Consider the following 17,192-nt stretch of genomic DNA (forward strand, 5'->3'; position numbering starts at 1 on the left):
ACGTTGCCAGGCACGCAATTAGAAGGAACAGCAGAGATGCTGTTCTTTTTTCGTGTTTATAAAAACAGATTCCTTAAACCCGGGAGGGTTTGGGAAGGGTAAGCAAATGCTTCAATCGCACCCTCCAAAACCGTAAAACGATAACGGAGGGTAAGCAACCGCCTGAATCGTACCCTGTAAAACCGTAAATCGATATTAGAGGGTAAGCAACCGCTTGAATTGTACCCTGGTAAACTGTAAAACGATAACGGAGGGTAAGCAACCGCCTGAATCGTACCCTGTAAAACCGTAAATCGATATTAGAGGGTAAGCAACCGCCTGAATCGTACCCTGTAAAACCGTAAATCGATATTAGAGGGTAAGCAAATACTTCAATCGTACCCTCCAAATCCGTAAATCGATAACAGAGGGTAAGAAAAGACCTAAATGAAAGCAAGTAGATCCTGCATGTTCTATAAAATAAGAACGCCTCCCCTGCAGCCCGGTTATTTTATATAGACATACACGATTTGGGCTCACCGGCATACAATGGGAGAGGGAATGAGTATTCGAAATTTTGTATACAACAGTGGATCTGTGGCAAAACTGCTTGTATGGAGGTGGAGAACTGTGAATTCGGAAGATGTGAAGAAACCGGCTGGGGAAACGTGTATTATATGCGATACAGAAAAGGTGAAGGGAATTCATCTCTATACAAGTTTTGTTTGTACAGATTGCGAGACTGATATGATTCAGACAGAAACGGAAGATCCCAAGTACGCCTATTACGTTGATAAACTGCGGAGGGTGAAAACACCGCCGCTCTATTCTTAAGCTGCCGTCACAGGCGGCTTTTTTGTTTTATGCTCATTGGAAGTCCATGTTTTTTCTCAGGCGCAAGCGTCCGCAAAACAGACTGGACCGAATCTTCCTGCCAGGTCTGTCAGACCTGACTCCGGCGCTTGCGCTTTTTTCGGCGGGCTTCTATTGATATAATGGCAATAAGACATAATAAAGGACGGTTTGGTTAGATGGCAGCACCGCTGTATGAAGCATTAAAGAAGCATGAGCTTCAAAACCCGGTTTCGTTTCATGTGCCGGGGCATAAGTATGGAAAAGTTTTTCCTGAGGACGCTGCAGGAGATTTCAGGGGCGTTCTCAGGCTTGATGCCACGGAGATCACGGGACTTGATGACCTTCATGATCCAAGCGGCCCCATAATGGAGGCGCAGAGGCTGGCTGCTGAGCTGTATCAGGCAGATGAAACATTTTTCCTTGTGAACGGGTCAACTTCCGGGAATTTGGCGATGATTATGGCTTGCTGTGAGCCTGGAAAGCCTGTTTTGGTTCAGCGCAATAGCCACAAGTCAATCATTAATGCCATCAGGCTCTCCGGGGCAAAGCCGGTATTTCTATCACCAAGGATGGACGAAGCGTACGGTGTTCCCTCCTATGTGGAGACAGAGACGGTGAAAGAAGCTGTAAAAAGGTTTCCGGAGGCAAAAGCACTCATTTTGACAAATCCGAATTACTACGGCATCACTGCAGACCTCAGAGAAGCGGTGGAACTTGCTCACAGGGAAGGAATTCCTGTTTTGGTGGATGAAGCTCATGGCGCTCACTTCGTTCCCGGCATGCCATTCCCCGCTTCTTCAATTGAAGCAGGGGCTGACGCTGTTGTTCAGTCCGCTCATAAAACGCTTCCTGCGATGACAATGGGGTCATTCCTCCATGTGAATGGCGGGCTGATTAATCGTGACAGGCTTTCATACTATCTGTCTGTTTTTCAAAGCAGCAGCCCTTCTTACCCTATTATGGCCTCGCTTGATTTAGCAAGAGAGTATATGGAGAAGCTTGTTTTATCCAAAGATGCGGATGAAATCTTGCAAGCAGTGGACGTCTTTAAAAAAAGCGTGGAGGCCAACAAAGAGGTTGAAATTGTCACGACAATGGATAATCGAGCAATCATCGATCCTTTAAAACTGACAATCAGGTCTGCAGCCGGGCTTTCAGGGTTTGAGCTTCAGCGCCGCCTTGAAGAGCAGGGAGTCTATACTGAACTTGCAGATATTCAAAATGTTCTTCTTGTTTTGCCTCTCAGCAGCAATCAGGCAGATTCATTCCTCTTTTCTTCTGATAAGGGCGATGAGGGAAGAATTCCATTTGATCCGCTTTTATATAAGGAAGAAAATCAAAAAATCAGTATGCTTCCCCTATCGTACGGGGAATTAAATGGGTATAGTAAAGAAGTCGCGTCATTTGAGGATGCAGCCGGGCTGTTAAGCGGAGAGGCTGTTATTCCGTATCCGCCGGGTATTCCTCTTTTAATGGAAGGGGAAATTATAACGGAGGAGCATGTGAGGCAGATCAGAACATTAATGGCTTGCAAAGCGCGCTTTCAGGGCGGACAGGCGTTGAAAGATGAACAGCTTGCTGTTTATATACAGAAAAGGTGATTGTAGTGAAAGGGACGTTTATTACATTTGAAGGGCCCGAGGGAGCAGGTAAAACAACTGTTCTGCAAAAGGTTCATGAGGAGTTTAACCAAAAAGGCATTGAGGCTGTTTTTACAAGAGAACCCGGAGGAATCCGGATTGCCGAACAGATCCGTGAAGTGATTTTAAATAAAGAAAATACGGAGATGGATGCAAGAACAGAAGCGCTGCTATACGCAGCTGCCAGAAGACAGCATATGGTCGAAAAAGTCATTCCGGCATTAAATGAAGGAAAGCTGATCATCTGCGACCGTTTCATTGACAGTTCTCTTGCTTATCAGGGATATGCGCGCGGGATTGGCACAGAAGAGGTTTACTCCATCAATCTATTTGCCATTGACGGGGTCATGCCTGATCTTACGGTTTACTTTGATATCGCTCCTGAACGCGGTTTGATGAGGATCAGCGGCAATGACGGCCGTGAAGTGAACCGGCTTGATCTTGAAAAGATGGATTTTCATGAGAAAGTTCAGGAAGGGTATAAACAAACGATAGAAAGATTTCCGGACCGGATCAAAGTGATCAACGCCGATCAGAGTCTTGAAGATGTGTGCCGGGACGTAATGGAAGTTTTAATTCCTTATTTAAAGTGAACGCTGATATAATGGGAATACAATTACCATAAATGAAACAATGCTTTATAGAAAGATAGCTGTTAAACTAGAAGGAGGCATAAATGATGAAAATGATCATTGCGGTTGTACAGGACCAGGACAGCAATAAGCTGTCGAGTGCATTGGTTGAACATAATTTCAGAGCGACAAAGCTTGCATCAACCGGCGGTTTTTTAAAATCGGGGAACACAACGTTCATGATTGGGACAGAAGATGCCCGGGTTGAGAAGGCATTGTCTGTCATCAGGGAAAATTGCCAGTCAAGAGAACAGCTGGTGGCACCCGTCTCTCCAATGGGAGGAAATGCGGATTCCTATGTCCCTTATCCTGTTGAAGTAGAGGTCGGCGGAGCGACGGTGTTTGTTCTTCCGATTGAACAGTTTCACCATTTTTAAGGTGACGATATGAAAATTAATCAGGATCTCCGCACAGCGCCGGATAAACGAAATGCAGGCCCTATGCCTTCCGGTGCAGGCCGGCCGTTTTCCGAGCTTGTGCAAAAACAGGAGACGAAGCTGCATCTGCATCAGCTGAACGGAATGCTTGCAAGTGTGGAGGAAGCCGGCCGCCGTGTAGCCAAGTCCCGCAATATGAGGGACCTTGCGCGGTACAAATCCCTTGTAAAGCGGATGATGAAAGAAGCTGTAGAATACGGACTGCAGCTGAAACAGTCTTCAAGTTTTGATTTCACCGGCAGCAGCAGAAATCATACAACCGTAATGGAAATTGACCGGCAGCTGATTGAACTGACAGAGGCTTTGCTTCAGGAGGAGCAATCCTCCATTGACATACTGGCAAAAATAGGCGAAATTAAAGGCCTTTTAATGAACCTTTATACGTAAAGAGTGATAGAAATGACGATGAGCACATGGAATGATTTAGAAGAGTACCAGCCCAGAGTCCTTAAACTGCTTGGAAACAGCTTTGAGAAGAACCGCCTTGCTCACGCGTACCTTTTTGAAGGGAAAAAAGGGACCGGGAAAAAGGAAGTGAGTCTTCTTCTAGCCAGAAGTTATTTTTGTGAAAAACCGGACGGGCATAAGCCGTGTGAGACATGCAGAAACTGCAAGCGCATCCATTCCGGAAACCATCCTGATCTGCATCTGGTGGAGCCGGATGGACTATCGATAAAAAAATGGCAGATTCAAAGTCTTCAGGAAGAGTTTACAAAAACAGGGGTAGAATCAAACAAAAAGCTGTATATCATCTCCCACGCTGATAAAATGACGGCAAATGCCGCAAACAGCCTGCTTAAATTCCTGGAGGAGCCAAACGCGGACACGATGGCCATTCTTTTGACCGAACAAGTGCATCAGATGCTTGACACCATTCTCTCAAGATGCCAGACGCTGACTTTCATGCCTCTCCCCGTCTCAGCCATTGAAAAGGAGCTGCTAAAGCAGGATGTGCCTGCTAATTATGCAAGACTCGCTGCAAGAATGACCAACAGTTCTGAAAAAGCGCTCGAATTAAGTCGAGATGATTGGTTTGCACAGGCAAGACGTGTAGTGATAAAATTGTATGAAGTGATCGTTAAGCGAAATGGACAGGCGTTCGTCCAGGTTCAAACGCAATGGGTGCCTTTTTTCGCTGAAAAAGAACAGCAGGACATGGCTTTTGACTTGCTTTTATATGTATATAAAGACATTCTTTCCATCCAAATAGGCAATACAGATCATGTTATCTATCAAGATCTGCTTCCACAGTTAGAACAGCATGCCATTCAAGTATCCAGACAAAAGATCCTTGAAAAAATCACTTCTATATTAGAAGCAAAAAAAAGACTCCAGATGAATGTGAGTCCACAATTACTGATGGAGCAATTGGTTTTATCTTTGCAGGAGGGATAGAATTGTACGATGTAGTGGGTGTCCGCTTTAAAAAAGCGGGTAAAATATATTATTTCGACCCGAATGGGCTTCAAATAGAAAATGAAGATTTTGTGATTGTCGAAACAGTAAGAGGCGTTGAGTTCGGCAAAGTCGTCATTCATAAAAAGCAGGTTGGAGAGAATGACATCGTTCTTCCTCTGAAAAAAGTGCTGAGGGTGGCTGATGCAAAAGACCGCCTGATCGTAGATGAAAACCACCATGCAGCAAAAGAGGCGTATGAGGTCTGCCAGCATAAGGTGACAGAGCATCGGCTTGATATGAAGCTTGTAGATGTTGAGTATACATTTGACCGGAACAAGGTTATTTTTTATTTCACAGCAGATGGCCGCGTGGACTTCAGGGAGCTTGTAAAGGATCTAGCGGCTATTTTCAAAACGCGCATCGAACTGCGCCAGATTGGCGTCAGAGATGAGGCGAAGATGCTTGGAGGCATCGGACCCTGCGGGAGAATGCTTTGCTGCTCCACATTCCTTGGCGATTTTGAACCAGTTTCCATCAAGATGGCGAAAGATCAGAACCTTTCGCTCAATCCAACAAAAATTTCCGGCTTGTGCGGAAGGCTTATGTGCTGCCTGAAATATGAAAATGATGAATATGAATCTGCCAAAGAACAGCTTCCTGATATCGGTGAGTCAATCGGCACGCCGATAGGCACAGGAAAAGTAGTCGGGTTAAATATATTGGAACGGGTTTTGCAGGTTGAACTTTCAGAAAAAGACCGCGTGGTTGAATTTACTTGGGAAGAATTAATGAAAGAAGGCGCTGTTCCAATGAAATCCACAGATTGATGAGGTGGAACAAGTGGATAAAAAAGAAATCTTTGAATCTGTAAGCAGCATGGAAGAACAAATCGGTTCCCTGTACAGACAGCTTGGAGAGCTGAAGCATCACCTTGGCGGCCTGCTTGAGGAGAATCATCATCTTCAGATTGAAAATGATAACCTCCGGAGACGCCTGAATGCAACAGCAGCTGCAGCAGATCAAAAGAAGCAGATGAAACAGCATACAGATAAACAGGGAATGGATTCAAAGATTGTGGACATTGGAGAGGGCTATGATAACCTGGCCCGTCTCTATCAGGAAGGTTTCCATATATGCAATGTTCACTATGGAAGTGTCCGCAAAGACGGAGACTGTTTGTTCTGTCTTTCCTTTCTTAATAAGAAATAACCGGGCTTTCCTGCGAGGGGAAGCTTTTTTTAAGGTCTGAAAAGAAATATTCTGAACGGATTTGTTCTTGTTAAGGATATTATAATGAATGTAAGGATATGGATAGTATATCCTCGGCAAGCGTAAGCGCCTAGATCCTCTGTCAGAACAAATCCGGCAAAAAAGGCGGGACCCGGACTTTTCTGCCGGATTCTTATCTGCCTGTCGGAGCGGGCCTTGGCACTTGCGCTTTTGTTGATATTTATATAGAAAGAAAGGATTTTACGATGGTCGATTTAACAGGAGATGAGCGTTTGGATTACCTTCTGGCTGAGGATTTAAGGATTGTGCAGAGTCCGTCTGTTTTTGCCTTCAGTTTAGATGCGGTTCTTCTATCCAAGTTTGCTTATATGCCGATTCAAAAAGGGAAAGTGCTGGATTTATGCTCAGGGAATGCCGTGATTCCGCTGCTGCTTTCGACAAGATCTAAAGCAGACATTACCGGTGTTGAAATTCAGGAGCGGCTTTTTCAAATGGCTGAAAAAAGCATTGCCTATAATAACCTCCAGAATCAAATCACGATGATTCACGGTGATTTAAAGGATATGCCGGGCGTACTTGGCCACGGAAAATTTGATGTCATCACGTGCAACCCGCCTTATTTTAAAACGCCGAAGAAGGATGAACAAAATCAGAATGAATATTTAGCGATTGCGCGGCACGAAATTCTCTGCACGCTTGAGGATGTCATTTGCGCGACCAGCAAGCTTGCCCGAATGGGTGCAAAGATCGCCTTTGTTCACCGGCCTGGCAGACTGCTTGAAATTACGGAGCTTATGAAAAAATACAAAATCGAGCCGAAACGGATTCAGCTCGTATATCCTAAGCAGGGAAAAGAGGCAAATACCCTGCTGATAGAAGGAATTAAAGGCGGACAGCCGGATTTAAAGATTCTTCCTCCGCTTTTTGTTTACAATCAGAACAATGAATACACAGATGAAGTGAAAGAGATCCTGTATGGAAAGCAATAGCACTCATTTTTTCTATGTGCTTGAGTGCCGGGACGGAAGTTATTATGCAGGCTATACGAATGATCTTGCCGCCCGCCTGGAGAAGCATAATGCCGGAAAGGGTGCCAAGTATACACGGGCGAGAGGCCCTGTGAAGCTCCTTTATGCGAAGCAATTTTCCTCAAAAAGGCCGGCGATGAGGGCGGAATATGCTTTTAAACAGCTCCCGAGGAGAAAGAAGGAAGAGTTTCTTGCTGATCCTGAACGCTTTACAGCTTGGGATTTCTGGCAGGGAGAGGATGATGAAGATGCAGGAACAGAAAAGCTTTAATGCGGACACAGAGTGGGGCTCGCTCTACCTTGTGCCAACGCCGATCGGCAATCTGGAGGATATGACCTTCCGCGCCGTTTCCATTTTGAAAGAAGTGGATGTGATTGCTGCAGAGGATACACGGGAGTCTAAAAAACTCTGCAATCATTTTGAGATTGGCACACAGCTGATCAGCTATCATGAACATAATAAAGAATCAAGCGGCTTTAAAATTCTGGAACTAATGAAACAGGGAAAAAATGTAGCGCTTGTCAGCGATGCTGGCATGCCGATTATCTCGGACCCCGGAAGCAAGCTTGTGGAAGATATCCTTGCTGAAGGCGGAAAGGTGATCCCTCTTCCCGGTGCAAATGCAGCACTTACAGCACTTGTGGCATCAGGCATAACTCCCCAGCCCTTTTACTTTTTCGGTTTTTTGGACAGGCAGAAAAAAGAAAAGAAAAAACAGCTGGAAGCTTTGGCAAACCGGACGGAAACGATGATTTTTTATGAATCTCCGCACAGGCTGAAAGAAACACTTGCCGCAATGGCGGAGATTCTGGGAGAACGCCGTATCTGTCTTTCTAGAGAGCTCACAAAACGATTTGAAGAATTCATCAGAGGGACAATACCTGAAGCTGTGAAGTGGGCTGAGGAAAACCAGATCCGCGGAGAGTTCTGTCTAATTGTGGAGGGACAGGATATCAACAGCATCCCTGCTGAAGATGAGTGGTGGGATTCTCTGTCGCTTGAAGAGCATGTTGCGCATTATGTGAACGAGGGAATGTCATCGAAAGAGGCAATCAAACAGGTTTCAAAGGAGCGGAATGTTCCGAAGAGAGATGTGTATCAGTCTTATCACGTTGAATAGGATAAAAAAAGACCTGGCGGATTTCCGCCAGGTCTTTCGTACTTATTTTACTAAGTTGCTTTGGATTTCTTTAAGGATCTGCTCTGCACCTTCACGGCTTAGAACTAATTTTCCGTTGCCAAGAGTGAAGTTATCGTCAGATACTTCGCCAGTTACAGCGCAAGTCATGTTTGGTTTATATTTTTTAAGGATAATTCTTTCATCATCCACATAGATTTCAAGAGCGTCTTTTTCAGCGATTCCAAGTGTGCGGCGCAATTCGATCGGAATTACCACTCGGCCAAGCTCGTCAACTTTACGTACAATACCTGTAGATTTCATATTTTGTTCTCCTCCCAATAATAAAGGTTCTATATGTGTTTTTTCTTAAACTTCGTCATAATTCGACAAAATCTTCATCCTCATAAGCATAACAGTGTTTCCAATAAACGTCAATCAGAAACTATTCAATAGGCTGCGAAAATAAGTGAAAGTTTCGTGAACCTCTACAGCCTTAGCGGTATTAAGATATATACCCGTCAAAAAAGGAAAATAAACGCATAAAAGGGAATATATAATTATACATAGAATAGTATTAATTCAAAATATTGTTAACTATATTATAACGATTGTTCGACAAGAATCAACAAAAATTATTCATTAGGAAACATTTGGCATAATTATGCCACTCATACTATTCCTTGGGGTCTTTGTTTTTTTGTCCATAGAAGGTATATTTTCTTGATATTAAAGGCTAAGATGGTATCATAAAGAGTATAATTCGATTGAAAATCTATTAAGGATAAGCGCTCTCGTCCATTGGGCGGGGGCTTTTTCCAGAAATAAGAATATATAGATGCGCATTGCCGGCATCAGACGCCTGCGCTTTTCTTATCTCTATCCTAGAGACAGTCACCATTACCGGGAGGGAAACCGATGGAAGATCAGAGAAAATCGTTCTACCTTACAACACCTATTTATTATCCAAGCGGAAAGCTTCATATTGGACATGCATATACAACCGTTGCCGGTGATGCAATGGCCCGCTATAAACGCATGCGCGGATTCGACGTCATGTATCTGACAGGAACAGATGAGCACGGCCAGAAAATACAGCGTAAAGCAGAAGAAATCGGCGTCACTCCACAAAAGTATGTCGATGACATTGTCAGCGGAATTAAAGATCTGTGGAGCAAGCTCGACATTTCTTATGACGATTTTATTCGAACGACTCAGGACCGCCATAAAGAAATTGTAGAGAAAGTGTTTGCGCAGCTGCTTGAGCAGGGCGATATCTATCTTGACCAATACGAAGGATGGTACTGTACGCCTTGTGAGTCCTTCTTTACGGAAAGACAGCTTGAAAACGGCAACTGCCCTGACTGCGGACGTCCTGTTGAAAAAGTAAAGGAAGAGTCCTATTTCTTTAAAATGAGCAAATATGCAGACCGTCTTCTTGCGTACTACGAAGAAAATCCGGAATTCATTCAGCCTGAATCACGCAAAAATGAAATGATCAACAATTTCATTAAGCCCGGCCTTGAGGATCTTGCTGTTTCCCGTACGACATTTGACTGGGGAGTGAAGGTTCCCGGTGATCCGAAGCACGTCATATATGTATGGATTGACGCTCTTTCCAACTATATAACTGCTCTTGGATACGGGACAGAAAACGATGAAAAGTACCGGAAATACTGGCCGGCGGATGTTCACCTCGTCGGCAAGGAAATTGTCCGCTTCCACACGATTTATTGGCCGATCATGCTGATGGCCCTCGATTTGCCGCTGCCAAAGAAAGTGTTCGCACACGGCTGGCTGCTGATGAAAGACGGTAAAATGTCCAAATCAAAAGGCAATGTTGTGGATCCGGTCACGCTTATTGACCGATATGGCCTTGATGCTCTCCGCTACTACTTGCTTAGAGAAGTGCCTTTTGGCTCTGACGGTGTTTTCACTCCGGAAGGATTTATCGAAAGAGTGAATTATGACCTTGCTAATGACTTAGGGAACCTGCTGAACAGAACGGTTGCCATGATTCAGAAATACTTTGACGGCGAAATTCCTGCCTACAGCGGAGCGCAAACCGAATTTGACGGCACGCTTGCTGCATTCAGCGGGGAAACGATTAAGAAGTATGAAGAAGCGATGGAAAAGATGGAATTCTCGATTGCACTTAATGCGCTATGGCAATTTATCAGCAGAACAAATAAATACATTGATGAAACACAGCCATGGGTTCTGGCAAAAGATGAGGAAAACCGCGGTAAATTAGGTTCAGTGATGGTGCATTTAGCTGAGTCTCTCCGCATCTCTGCCATTTTGCTGAAGCCGTTTTTGACCAAAACACCTGAAAAGATGTTCGAACAGCTTGGCATTTCGGATGCTTCCCTGAAGGAATGGGACAGCCTGTCCTCATTCGGCAGCATCCCACAGGTGAAGGTTGCAAAAGGAGTTCCGATCTTCCCTCGTTTAGAGGTTGAAGAAGAGGTTGCCTATATTAAAGAACAGATGCAGGGTACGGCTCCTGAACCAGCTGAGGAAGCTAAAAAAGAAGAACAAGCAGAAACGGCACCGGAAATAACGTTTGATGAGTTTATGAAGGTTGAAATGCGTGTAGCTGAAGTCATCCATGCAGAGCCTGTAAAAAAAGCAGACCGTCTGCTCAAGCTGCAGCTTGATCTTGGCTCGGAAAAAAGACAGGTTGTATCAGGGATTGCAAAAAGCTATCAGCCTGACCAGCTTGTAGGGAAGAAAGTTATCTGTATTACAAACCTTAAACCGGTTAAGCTTCGCGGAGAGCTGTCACAGGGAATGATTCTTGCCGGCGGCGGAGAAGGAAACTTGTCGCTTGCTACTGTCGATTCAAGTCTTCCAAATGGTACAATTATTAAATAAAAAAGAGAAAAAAAGAGGTGTTTCACGTGTAACAATCGGGGATAACGCCTCTTTTTTTCTGTTTCAAATCGTGAAGAAAGGATGTCGAAAGATGTTATTTGATACACATGCACACTTGAACGCCATCCAGTATCAGGATGACCTTGAAGAAGTGATTGAAAGGGCGCTCCATGAAGGCGTGACCCATACTGTTGTTGTTGGCTTTGATACAGAAACGATTACAAAAGCGATTGAACTTGCCGAAGCATACGATTTTATTTATGCAGCAGTAGGCTGGCATCCGGTTGATGCGATTGATATGACGGATGCCGATTTAGAATGGATTAAAGAGCTTGCGTCTCATCCTAAAGTAGTTGCTATAGGGGAGATGGGCCTTGACTACTACTGGGACAAATCACCAAAGGATGTTCAAAAAGAGGTATTCAGAAAGCAGATTGCTCTCGCAAAGGAAGTGAATCTTCCGATCATTATCCATAACCGGGATGCAACAGCAGACGTGGTGGAGATTCTTCAGGAAGAAGGCGCGAGTGAAGTTGGCGGAATCATGCACTGTTTTACAGGAAGCCTTGAAGTGGCAAAGCAATGCATGGAGATGAATTTCTACATTTCATTCGGCGGGCCTGTCACGTTCAAAAATGCCAAAAAGCCAAAAGAGGTCGCAGCTGAAATTCCAATGGAAAGACTTTTGATCGAAACGGATTGCCCTTATTTAACCCCTCATCCGTTCAGAGGAAAACGAAATGAACCAAGCTATGTAAAGTATGTAGCGGAGCAGATTGCGGAGCTTCGCGGTATGGATTATGCGGATTTTGTAAAACAAACGTCCGACAATGCAAAGAGAATTTTCGGCATTTCTCGCTAAGGGATTTTGTCATTTTTTGCGGGAGCCTGTCCGAAAACTCACTGGAAATATGAGGTTCTACCCGTCTTCTTTTTCTCATAGGATATATTTGTCGACAAGAAATTCTTCACTTTTTGATCTTTTTTTAGCATAATAGTGTTTACGATTAGAAAAAAATGAAAAAAGTGGGTGAGGGTTGACAGCAAGATCGTTACTCTATATAATCCTCGGAGGAGAAGGAGGCGTTTTTCATAGTGATAAACCATATGAAAAAGCTGTTATCCGAAAGACTAAGCATGAACAAGATTGTCCTCGCAATTGTCAGTTTAGTCGTTTTAGCTACGGGTACCGCGTTCGCTACATTTGAAGCGACGAAGAACACCGTAACTGTCACGATGAACGGCAAAAGCGAGAAGCTCAGGACACATGCACGTACAGTAGATGAATTACTCCAAGATTTAAACATAGATAGAAAAAAAGAAGATAACGTATCACCGGAAGGCGATGCTGAAATCAAAAACAACCTGAACGTTGTTTATGAGGCTTCGAAACCTGTACAGTTAACTGTGGATGATGAGAAAAGGACAATAAGGACAACAGCCAAAACCGTAGAAGAATTTTTGAAGGAACAGAACATAAAGATTACCGGGCACGATAAGATGAATGCTTCAAAAGATACGAAGATATCAGATAATCTTAAGCTCAACATTGAGAAAGCCATACAGATTACACTAACAGTTGGAGATAAAAAACAACAAGTATGGTCAACTTCGACTACTGTCGCTGACTTTTTGAAAGACCAAAAAGTACAGGTAAATGAACTTGATAAGGTTGAACCCCAAATTCATGAAACATTGAGTGCAAATGATGCCGTAATCGTCACACGTGTAGAAAAAGTCACCGATGTAGTGGAAGAACCAGTTGCGTTTTCAGTTGTAACAAAGAATGACCAAGACATTCCTAAAGGAAAACAGGAAGTTATTAAACCTGGTTCAGAAGGCAAAGTTGCGAAACATTTTGAAGTTATGCTTGAAAATGGAAAAGAAGTGTCTAGAAAGCTGATCAAAGAAGAGACTGTAAAAGAAAGTCAGGATCGTGTAGTGGCACTGGGCACAAAAGCTGCGCCTAAACCGGCTGCAGGCAAACCGGAAACAGTGTCCAGATCTAATGATTCTGTATCCAAAGAGTTTTACGTAACATCAACAGCATACACAGCACACTGCAACGGATGTTCAGGCACAACGGCGACAGGTGTGGATTTGAGATCAAATCCAAACGCCAAGGTCATTGCCGTTGATCCGAGCGTGATTCCGCTTGGCACAAAAGTGTATGTTGAAGGCTACGGGTATGCCGTTGCCTCTGATACAGGCGGCGCTATTAAAGGGAAAAAGATTGATGTATTCTTCTCTGATAAGGGAGCAGCCTACCGATGGGGAAGAAAGACCGTTAAAATAAGAGTACTGAACTAATCATATGACGGGCAGGGGGATGTAAGTCCCTCTGTCTTTTTGTGTTTGAATGGGGTACAATTACGTTTTAACCAGACAGTGAAGCACAAATCGCTATTTATAAATTAGACGTTTGACTACTCAAAAAAGTTTCACCTTTTTGGAGGAAAATATGAAAATCAAAGAAATTATTGTAGTGGAAGGCAGAGACGATACGACGGCCATCAAACGGTCTGTTGACGCCGACACAATCGAGACGAACGGCTCTGCGGTCGGAGATGCGGTCATTGAACAGATCCGTCTTGCACAGAAGACGCGGGGAGTTATTATTTTCACAGACCCTGACTTTCCGGGTGAAAAAATACGCAAGATGGTTGCCGAACAGGTTCCCGGCTGCAAGCATGCCTTTTTGGCAAAGCCTGATGCACGGCCGAAAAACGGCAGAGGCATAGGCGTAGAGCATGCTTCAAAAGAGGCCATCAGGAACGCTCTGAAGGATGTTAAAGAAGAAATGGCGGATACCGATCCTGTCATTCATAAAAGCGATTTGCTGGCAGCGGGTCTGATCGGAGGTCCAAAAGCAAAGGACCGGAGAGAAAGACTTGGCGTGCTTTTAAAAATAGGATACACAAACGGCAAGCAGCTTGAAAAAAGACTTCATATGTTCAAGATAACAAGAGAAGCTTTTGCACAAGCTATTGAGGAGATTGTTCGGGAGGAGCAGCAGAATGATTAAAGATATTGCAACACCGGTCCGCACGAAGGCCATTTTAGAAAAGTACGGCTTTTCATTTAAAAAGAGTCTTGGGCAGAACTTTCTGATCGATCCGAATGTCCTGACAAGAATTGTTGACCATGCGGGGGTAACGGAAGAAACGGGTGTTATAGAAATCGGCCCAGGTATTGGGGCATTGACTGAGCAGCTGGCAAAGCGGGCTAAAAAAGTCGTTGCCTTTGAGATTGACCAGAGGCTGATCCCGATTTTAAAAGATACTCTGTCTCCTTATGATAACGTTTCAGTCATTCATCAGGATGTTCTCCAGGCAGATGTCAAAACGGTAATGGAAGAGCAGTTTAAAGACTGCAGGGAAGTCATGGTCGTTGCCAATCTGCCTTACTACGTAACGACTCCGATTATTATGAAGCTGCTTGAAGATCAGCTTCCATTAAAAGGCATCGTTGTTATGCTCCAAAAAGAAGTCGCAGACAGAATTGAGGCGTCTCCGTCTTCTAAAGACTACGGATCGCTTTCTATAGCAGTACAGTACTATACAGAGGCCAAAACCGTTATGACAGTGCCGAGAACAGTCTTTATGCCGCAGCCGAACGTCGACTCGGCCATCATCAGGCTGCTGCTCCGAAACGAAGCGAAAGTAACGGTAAAAGATGAGACGTTTTTCTTTAAAGTGGTCAGAGGAAGCTTTGCTCAAAGAAGAAAAACCCTGCTCAACAATTTGCAGCACTCCCTCCGAAACGGCAAAGAAAAGAAAGCCGCTATTGAAGAGGCCCTTGAGAAGGCCGGCATCGACGGCAGAAGACGGGGAGAAACACTTTCCATCGAAGAATTTGCTTTGCTCAGTGATCAGCTCATTGGGGAATTTAAGGAATAACGGCACGGTGAACCCTGCAGTCCATGAGGCTGCAGGGTTTTTCTATGTGTATGCAGCGGACTGAAGGAAGGAAGCTTCCAAATTATCACACTTTTGCTGAAATGTCATAGGCTAGAAAAGGAGTTCTAAGCACACTGATGTTTACGGACCCGGCACAGCAAGTCCTCTCTTGGTCTGTGCGGTGTCCTCTATGGGAAGGTTTCAGCGAATCGGTCATTTGGAGTGAAGAACATGCAAGTTAAAATAGGTGATATTGTAGCCCGCAAATCGTATCAGTGCGATGTCCTGTTCAGGGTCATAGATCTGAAGCAGACAGAAGACGGCAATTGGGCTGCTATTTTATACGGAGAAGAAGTACGTCTGATCGCTGATGCTCTCTGCGATGATTTAGCGGTGATCGATGACCGTGAGCGCATGGAGAGGAAAGTGCACGAAAAAGAAAAGCTTGAGCAGTCTCTCTATCTCCTGAAACAGGATTACCGGCTGCTGCAGGAGAAGAGGGAGTACCAGGCAACAGCAAACTACAGCCACAATGAGGAGTTTTTTCATCTTCCGGGAAAGGTTCTTCACCTGGACGGAGATCCGACATACTTGCAAAAGTGCCTGTCGCTTTACGAACGGGTGGGCGTTCCTGTTTTTGGCGTTCATGTAAAAGAAACAGAAATGGAAAATGTAGTGGAAGAACTGATTGAAGAATACCGGCCGAATATTCTGGTCATAACTGGCCATGATGCCTATTCAAAGCATAAAGGGCCGATCAATGACCTGAATGCTTACCGCCATTCCAAGCATTTTGTTCAAACGGTCCGCAATGCGCGGAAAGCGGTGCCCCATCTTGATCAGCTGGTCATTTTTGCCGGTGCGTGCCAGTCTCATTTTGAATCGATTATAAGAGCGGGAGCCAATTTTGCCAGTTCCCCGTCAAGAGTGAATATTCATGCGCTTGACCCTGTTTATATTGTAGCGAAAATAAGTTTTACGCCATTTTCAGAGCGAATCAACGTCTGGGATGTGCTGCGCAATACCCTGACAAGAGAAAAAGGGCTTGGCGGCATCGAAACAAAGGGAGTACTAAGAACAGGAATGCCTTATCGCAGGCACGAAGACACCAGTTCTTCGTGAGACCGCTTCTCGTGAGACAGCGGTCTTTTCCCTCTTAAATCTCTTTAAGGAAACAATTTTTCCTTTCTTTACATAAAACAAGAGAATTAGGTAAATCCTACATTGTAGAGATAGAGGGAATTTTGTTGAAAATATTTTGTTGACAGTGATCTTTCATCACTGATATAATTTAAATTTTATTTGACTTAAATTGGGCGGTAGTGTATACTGAATGTAGTGAGGTGGTTGCAATGGCAAAAACGTTAGGCGATATCAAAAACTCCCTGGAGTCCAATCTTGGCAAGCGGCTTACGCTGAAAGCAAACGGCGGCCGAAGAAAAACGATTGAACGTTCAGGTGTTCTTACAGAGACGTACCCAGCTGTTTTCGTTGTACAACTAGATCAGGATGAAAATGCATTTGAACGCGTATCATACAGTTATGCAGATGTCTTAACTGAAACCGTGCAATTAACTTTTTTTGAAGATACATCAGGTTCAGTAGCAGTTGCTGGGCAGTAGACACTCGTTTGCTGCTTTTTTTGTTGCCTTAAAAAGCGCTGTCCCGTCAATTGAAGGATATACCTGCTTGAAGCGGCACATACTAATGGTGCTGCTTTTTTATTTGTATAAAGGAAGCAGACTGCAGTCCATTACCGGGCGGCAGCAAATGCCAGAGGATAGGAGTGTTCTGTGATGGGAAGACGTCGTCAAGGAATTATGTCCGAAGAGTTTAAATACGAGCTGGCAAAGGATTTAGGGTTTTACGACACGGTCAAACAGGATGGCTGGGGGGCAATCAGATCCCGTGATGCAGGAAATATGGTAAAACGGGCAATTGAATTTGCTGAACAGCATATGGCCGGTCAGGTGAAAAAGTAACGAACTTATAAAGCCGGGGCGCATTCCGCTCCGGCTTTTTCTGCAAGAAAATCTTTTGAAATACTGAAATATCGCGCCTTATAGCGGTTTTGCCGGAAAAACCCGTTATATTCGCCT

Annotated in this window: 20 protein-coding genes; 19 read left to right on the forward strand and 1 reads right to left on the reverse strand. The window is 44.3% G+C overall.

What is annotated here, in order from left to right:
• Window positions 1-609: 609 nt before the first annotated feature.
• The 11 genes from ACTSEZ_RS19960 to rsmI all read left to right on the forward strand — a co-directional run bounded on the left by ACTSEZ_RS19960 (window position 610) and on the right by rsmI (window position 8,320).
• The gene (locus tag ACTSEZ_RS19960) at window positions 610-813 is read left to right on the forward strand and encodes a sigma factor G inhibitor Gin (RefSeq protein WP_369736010.1); all 204 of its coding nucleotides are present in this window, start codon (window positions 610-612) and stop codon (window positions 811-813) included.
• A gap of 197 nt (window positions 814-1,010) precedes the next feature.
• Window positions 1,011-2,435: an aminotransferase class I/II-fold pyridoxal phosphate-dependent enzyme gene (locus ACTSEZ_RS19965; RefSeq protein WP_369736011.1), complete on the forward strand. Its 1,425-nt coding sequence runs from the start codon at window positions 1,011-1,013 to the stop codon at window positions 2,433-2,435.
• Between the two features lie 5 nt (window positions 2,436-2,440).
• A complete protein-coding gene (tmk, locus tag ACTSEZ_RS19970) occupies window positions 2,441-3,067 on the forward strand; it encodes a dTMP kinase (protein WP_369736012.1) in 627 nt (208 codons plus the stop codon).
• A gap of 86 nt (window positions 3,068-3,153) precedes the next feature.
• Window positions 3,154-3,483: a cyclic di-AMP receptor DarA gene (gene darA / locus ACTSEZ_RS19975; protein WP_029286018.1), complete on the forward strand. Its 330-nt coding sequence runs from the start codon at window positions 3,154-3,156 to the stop codon at window positions 3,481-3,483.
• Window positions 3,484-3,492: 9 nt separating this feature from the next.
• Window positions 3,493-3,930 (forward strand): YaaR family protein, encoded by a 438-nt coding sequence (locus tag ACTSEZ_RS19980; protein ID WP_369736013.1) that lies wholly within the window; start codon window positions 3,493-3,495, stop codon window positions 3,928-3,930.
• A gap of 18 nt (window positions 3,931-3,948) precedes the next feature.
• The gene (gene holB / locus ACTSEZ_RS19985) at window positions 3,949-4,938 is read left to right on the forward strand and encodes a DNA polymerase III subunit delta' (protein WP_369736052.1); all 990 of its coding nucleotides are present in this window, start codon (window positions 3,949-3,951) and stop codon (window positions 4,936-4,938) included.
• A 2-nt stretch (window positions 4,939-4,940) separates the two neighbouring features.
• The gene (ricT, locus tag ACTSEZ_RS19990) at window positions 4,941-5,768 is read left to right on the forward strand and encodes a competence/sporulation regulator complex protein RicT (RefSeq protein WP_029286024.1); all 828 of its coding nucleotides are present in this window, start codon (window positions 4,941-4,943) and stop codon (window positions 5,766-5,768) included.
• A 13-nt stretch (window positions 5,769-5,781) separates the two neighbouring features.
• Window positions 5,782-6,150 carry a DNA replication initiation control protein YabA gene (yabA, locus tag ACTSEZ_RS19995; protein WP_029286025.1) on the forward strand — a complete coding sequence of 123 codons (369 nt, stop codon included), beginning with the start codon at window positions 5,782-5,784 and terminating at the stop codon, window positions 6,148-6,150.
• A gap of 266 nt (window positions 6,151-6,416) precedes the next feature.
• The gene (locus ACTSEZ_RS20000; RefSeq protein WP_369736014.1) at window positions 6,417-7,160 is read left to right on the forward strand and encodes a tRNA1(Val) (adenine(37)-N6)-methyltransferase; all 744 of its coding nucleotides are present in this window, start codon (window positions 6,417-6,419) and stop codon (window positions 7,158-7,160) included.
• Window positions 7,147-7,470 carry a GIY-YIG nuclease family protein gene (locus ACTSEZ_RS20005; protein ID WP_369736015.1) on the forward strand — a complete coding sequence of 108 codons (324 nt, stop codon included), beginning with the start codon at window positions 7,147-7,149 and terminating at the stop codon, window positions 7,468-7,470. The genes ACTSEZ_RS20000 and ACTSEZ_RS20005 overlap by 14 nt, the downstream gene beginning before the upstream one ends.
• A complete protein-coding gene (rsmI, locus tag ACTSEZ_RS20010) occupies window positions 7,442-8,320 on the forward strand; it encodes a 16S rRNA (cytidine(1402)-2'-O)-methyltransferase (RefSeq protein ID WP_369736016.1) in 879 nt (292 codons plus the stop codon). Before ACTSEZ_RS20005 ends, rsmI begins: the two co-directional genes overlap by 29 nt.
• Before the next feature lie 42 nt (window positions 8,321-8,362).
• Here the strand turns inward: rsmI and abrB are convergent, their stop codons facing one another.
• The gene (abrB, locus tag ACTSEZ_RS20015; RefSeq protein WP_029286033.1) at window positions 8,363-8,641 is read right to left on the reverse strand and encodes a transition state genes transcriptional regulator AbrB; all 279 of its coding nucleotides are present in this window, start codon (window positions 8,639-8,641) and stop codon (window positions 8,363-8,365) included.
• Window positions 8,642-9,235: 594 nt separating this feature from the next.
• Here abrB and metG point away from each other — a divergent pair.
• From metG to ACTSEZ_RS20055, 8 genes are all read left to right on the forward strand, one after another.
• Window positions 9,236-11,194 carry a methionine--tRNA ligase gene (metG, locus tag ACTSEZ_RS20020; RefSeq protein ID WP_369736017.1) on the forward strand — a complete coding sequence of 653 codons (1,959 nt, stop codon included), beginning with the start codon at window positions 9,236-9,238 and terminating at the stop codon, window positions 11,192-11,194.
• Window positions 11,195-11,285: 91 nt separating this feature from the next.
• Window positions 11,286-12,056: a TatD family hydrolase gene (locus ACTSEZ_RS20025; RefSeq protein WP_369736018.1), complete on the forward strand. Its 771-nt coding sequence runs from the start codon at window positions 11,286-11,288 to the stop codon at window positions 12,054-12,056.
• A 233-nt stretch (window positions 12,057-12,289) separates the two neighbouring features.
• Window positions 12,290-13,504: a ubiquitin-like domain-containing protein gene (locus ACTSEZ_RS20030; RefSeq protein ID WP_369736019.1), complete on the forward strand. Its 1,215-nt coding sequence runs from the start codon at window positions 12,290-12,292 to the stop codon at window positions 13,502-13,504.
• A 151-nt stretch (window positions 13,505-13,655) separates the two neighbouring features.
• On the forward strand, window positions 13,656-14,219 hold the full coding sequence (gene rnmV, locus ACTSEZ_RS20035; protein WP_369736020.1) for a ribonuclease M5: 564 nt from the start codon (window positions 13,656-13,658) through the stop codon (window positions 14,217-14,219).
• Window positions 14,212-15,093, forward strand: a complete 882-nt coding sequence (rsmA, locus tag ACTSEZ_RS20040) for a 16S rRNA (adenine(1518)-N(6)/adenine(1519)-N(6))-dimethyltransferase RsmA (protein ID WP_369736021.1) — start codon at window positions 14,212-14,214, stop codon at window positions 15,091-15,093. Before rnmV ends, rsmA begins: the two co-directional genes overlap by 8 nt.
• A gap of 231 nt (window positions 15,094-15,324) precedes the next feature.
• Window positions 15,325-16,215, forward strand: coding sequence for a sporulation peptidase YabG (yabG, locus tag ACTSEZ_RS20045; RefSeq protein ID WP_369736022.1), 891 nt, complete (start codon window positions 15,325-15,327; stop codon window positions 16,213-16,215).
• 230 nt (window positions 16,216-16,445) lie between these two features.
• Window positions 16,446-16,715, forward strand: a complete 270-nt coding sequence (veg, locus tag ACTSEZ_RS20050) for a biofilm formation stimulator Veg (RefSeq protein WP_029286047.1) — start codon at window positions 16,446-16,448, stop codon at window positions 16,713-16,715.
• A 174-nt stretch (window positions 16,716-16,889) separates the two neighbouring features.
• Window positions 16,890-17,075, forward strand: coding sequence for a small, acid-soluble spore protein, alpha/beta type (locus ACTSEZ_RS20055; protein WP_029286049.1), 186 nt, complete (start codon window positions 16,890-16,892; stop codon window positions 17,073-17,075).
• The last annotated feature ends 117 nt before the right edge of the window (window positions 17,076-17,192 follow it).

The sequence above is a fragment of the Metabacillus mesotrionivorans genome, from assembly GCF_052171315.1.
Lineage (GTDB): Bacteria > Bacillota > Bacilli > Bacillales > Bacillaceae > Bacillus_P.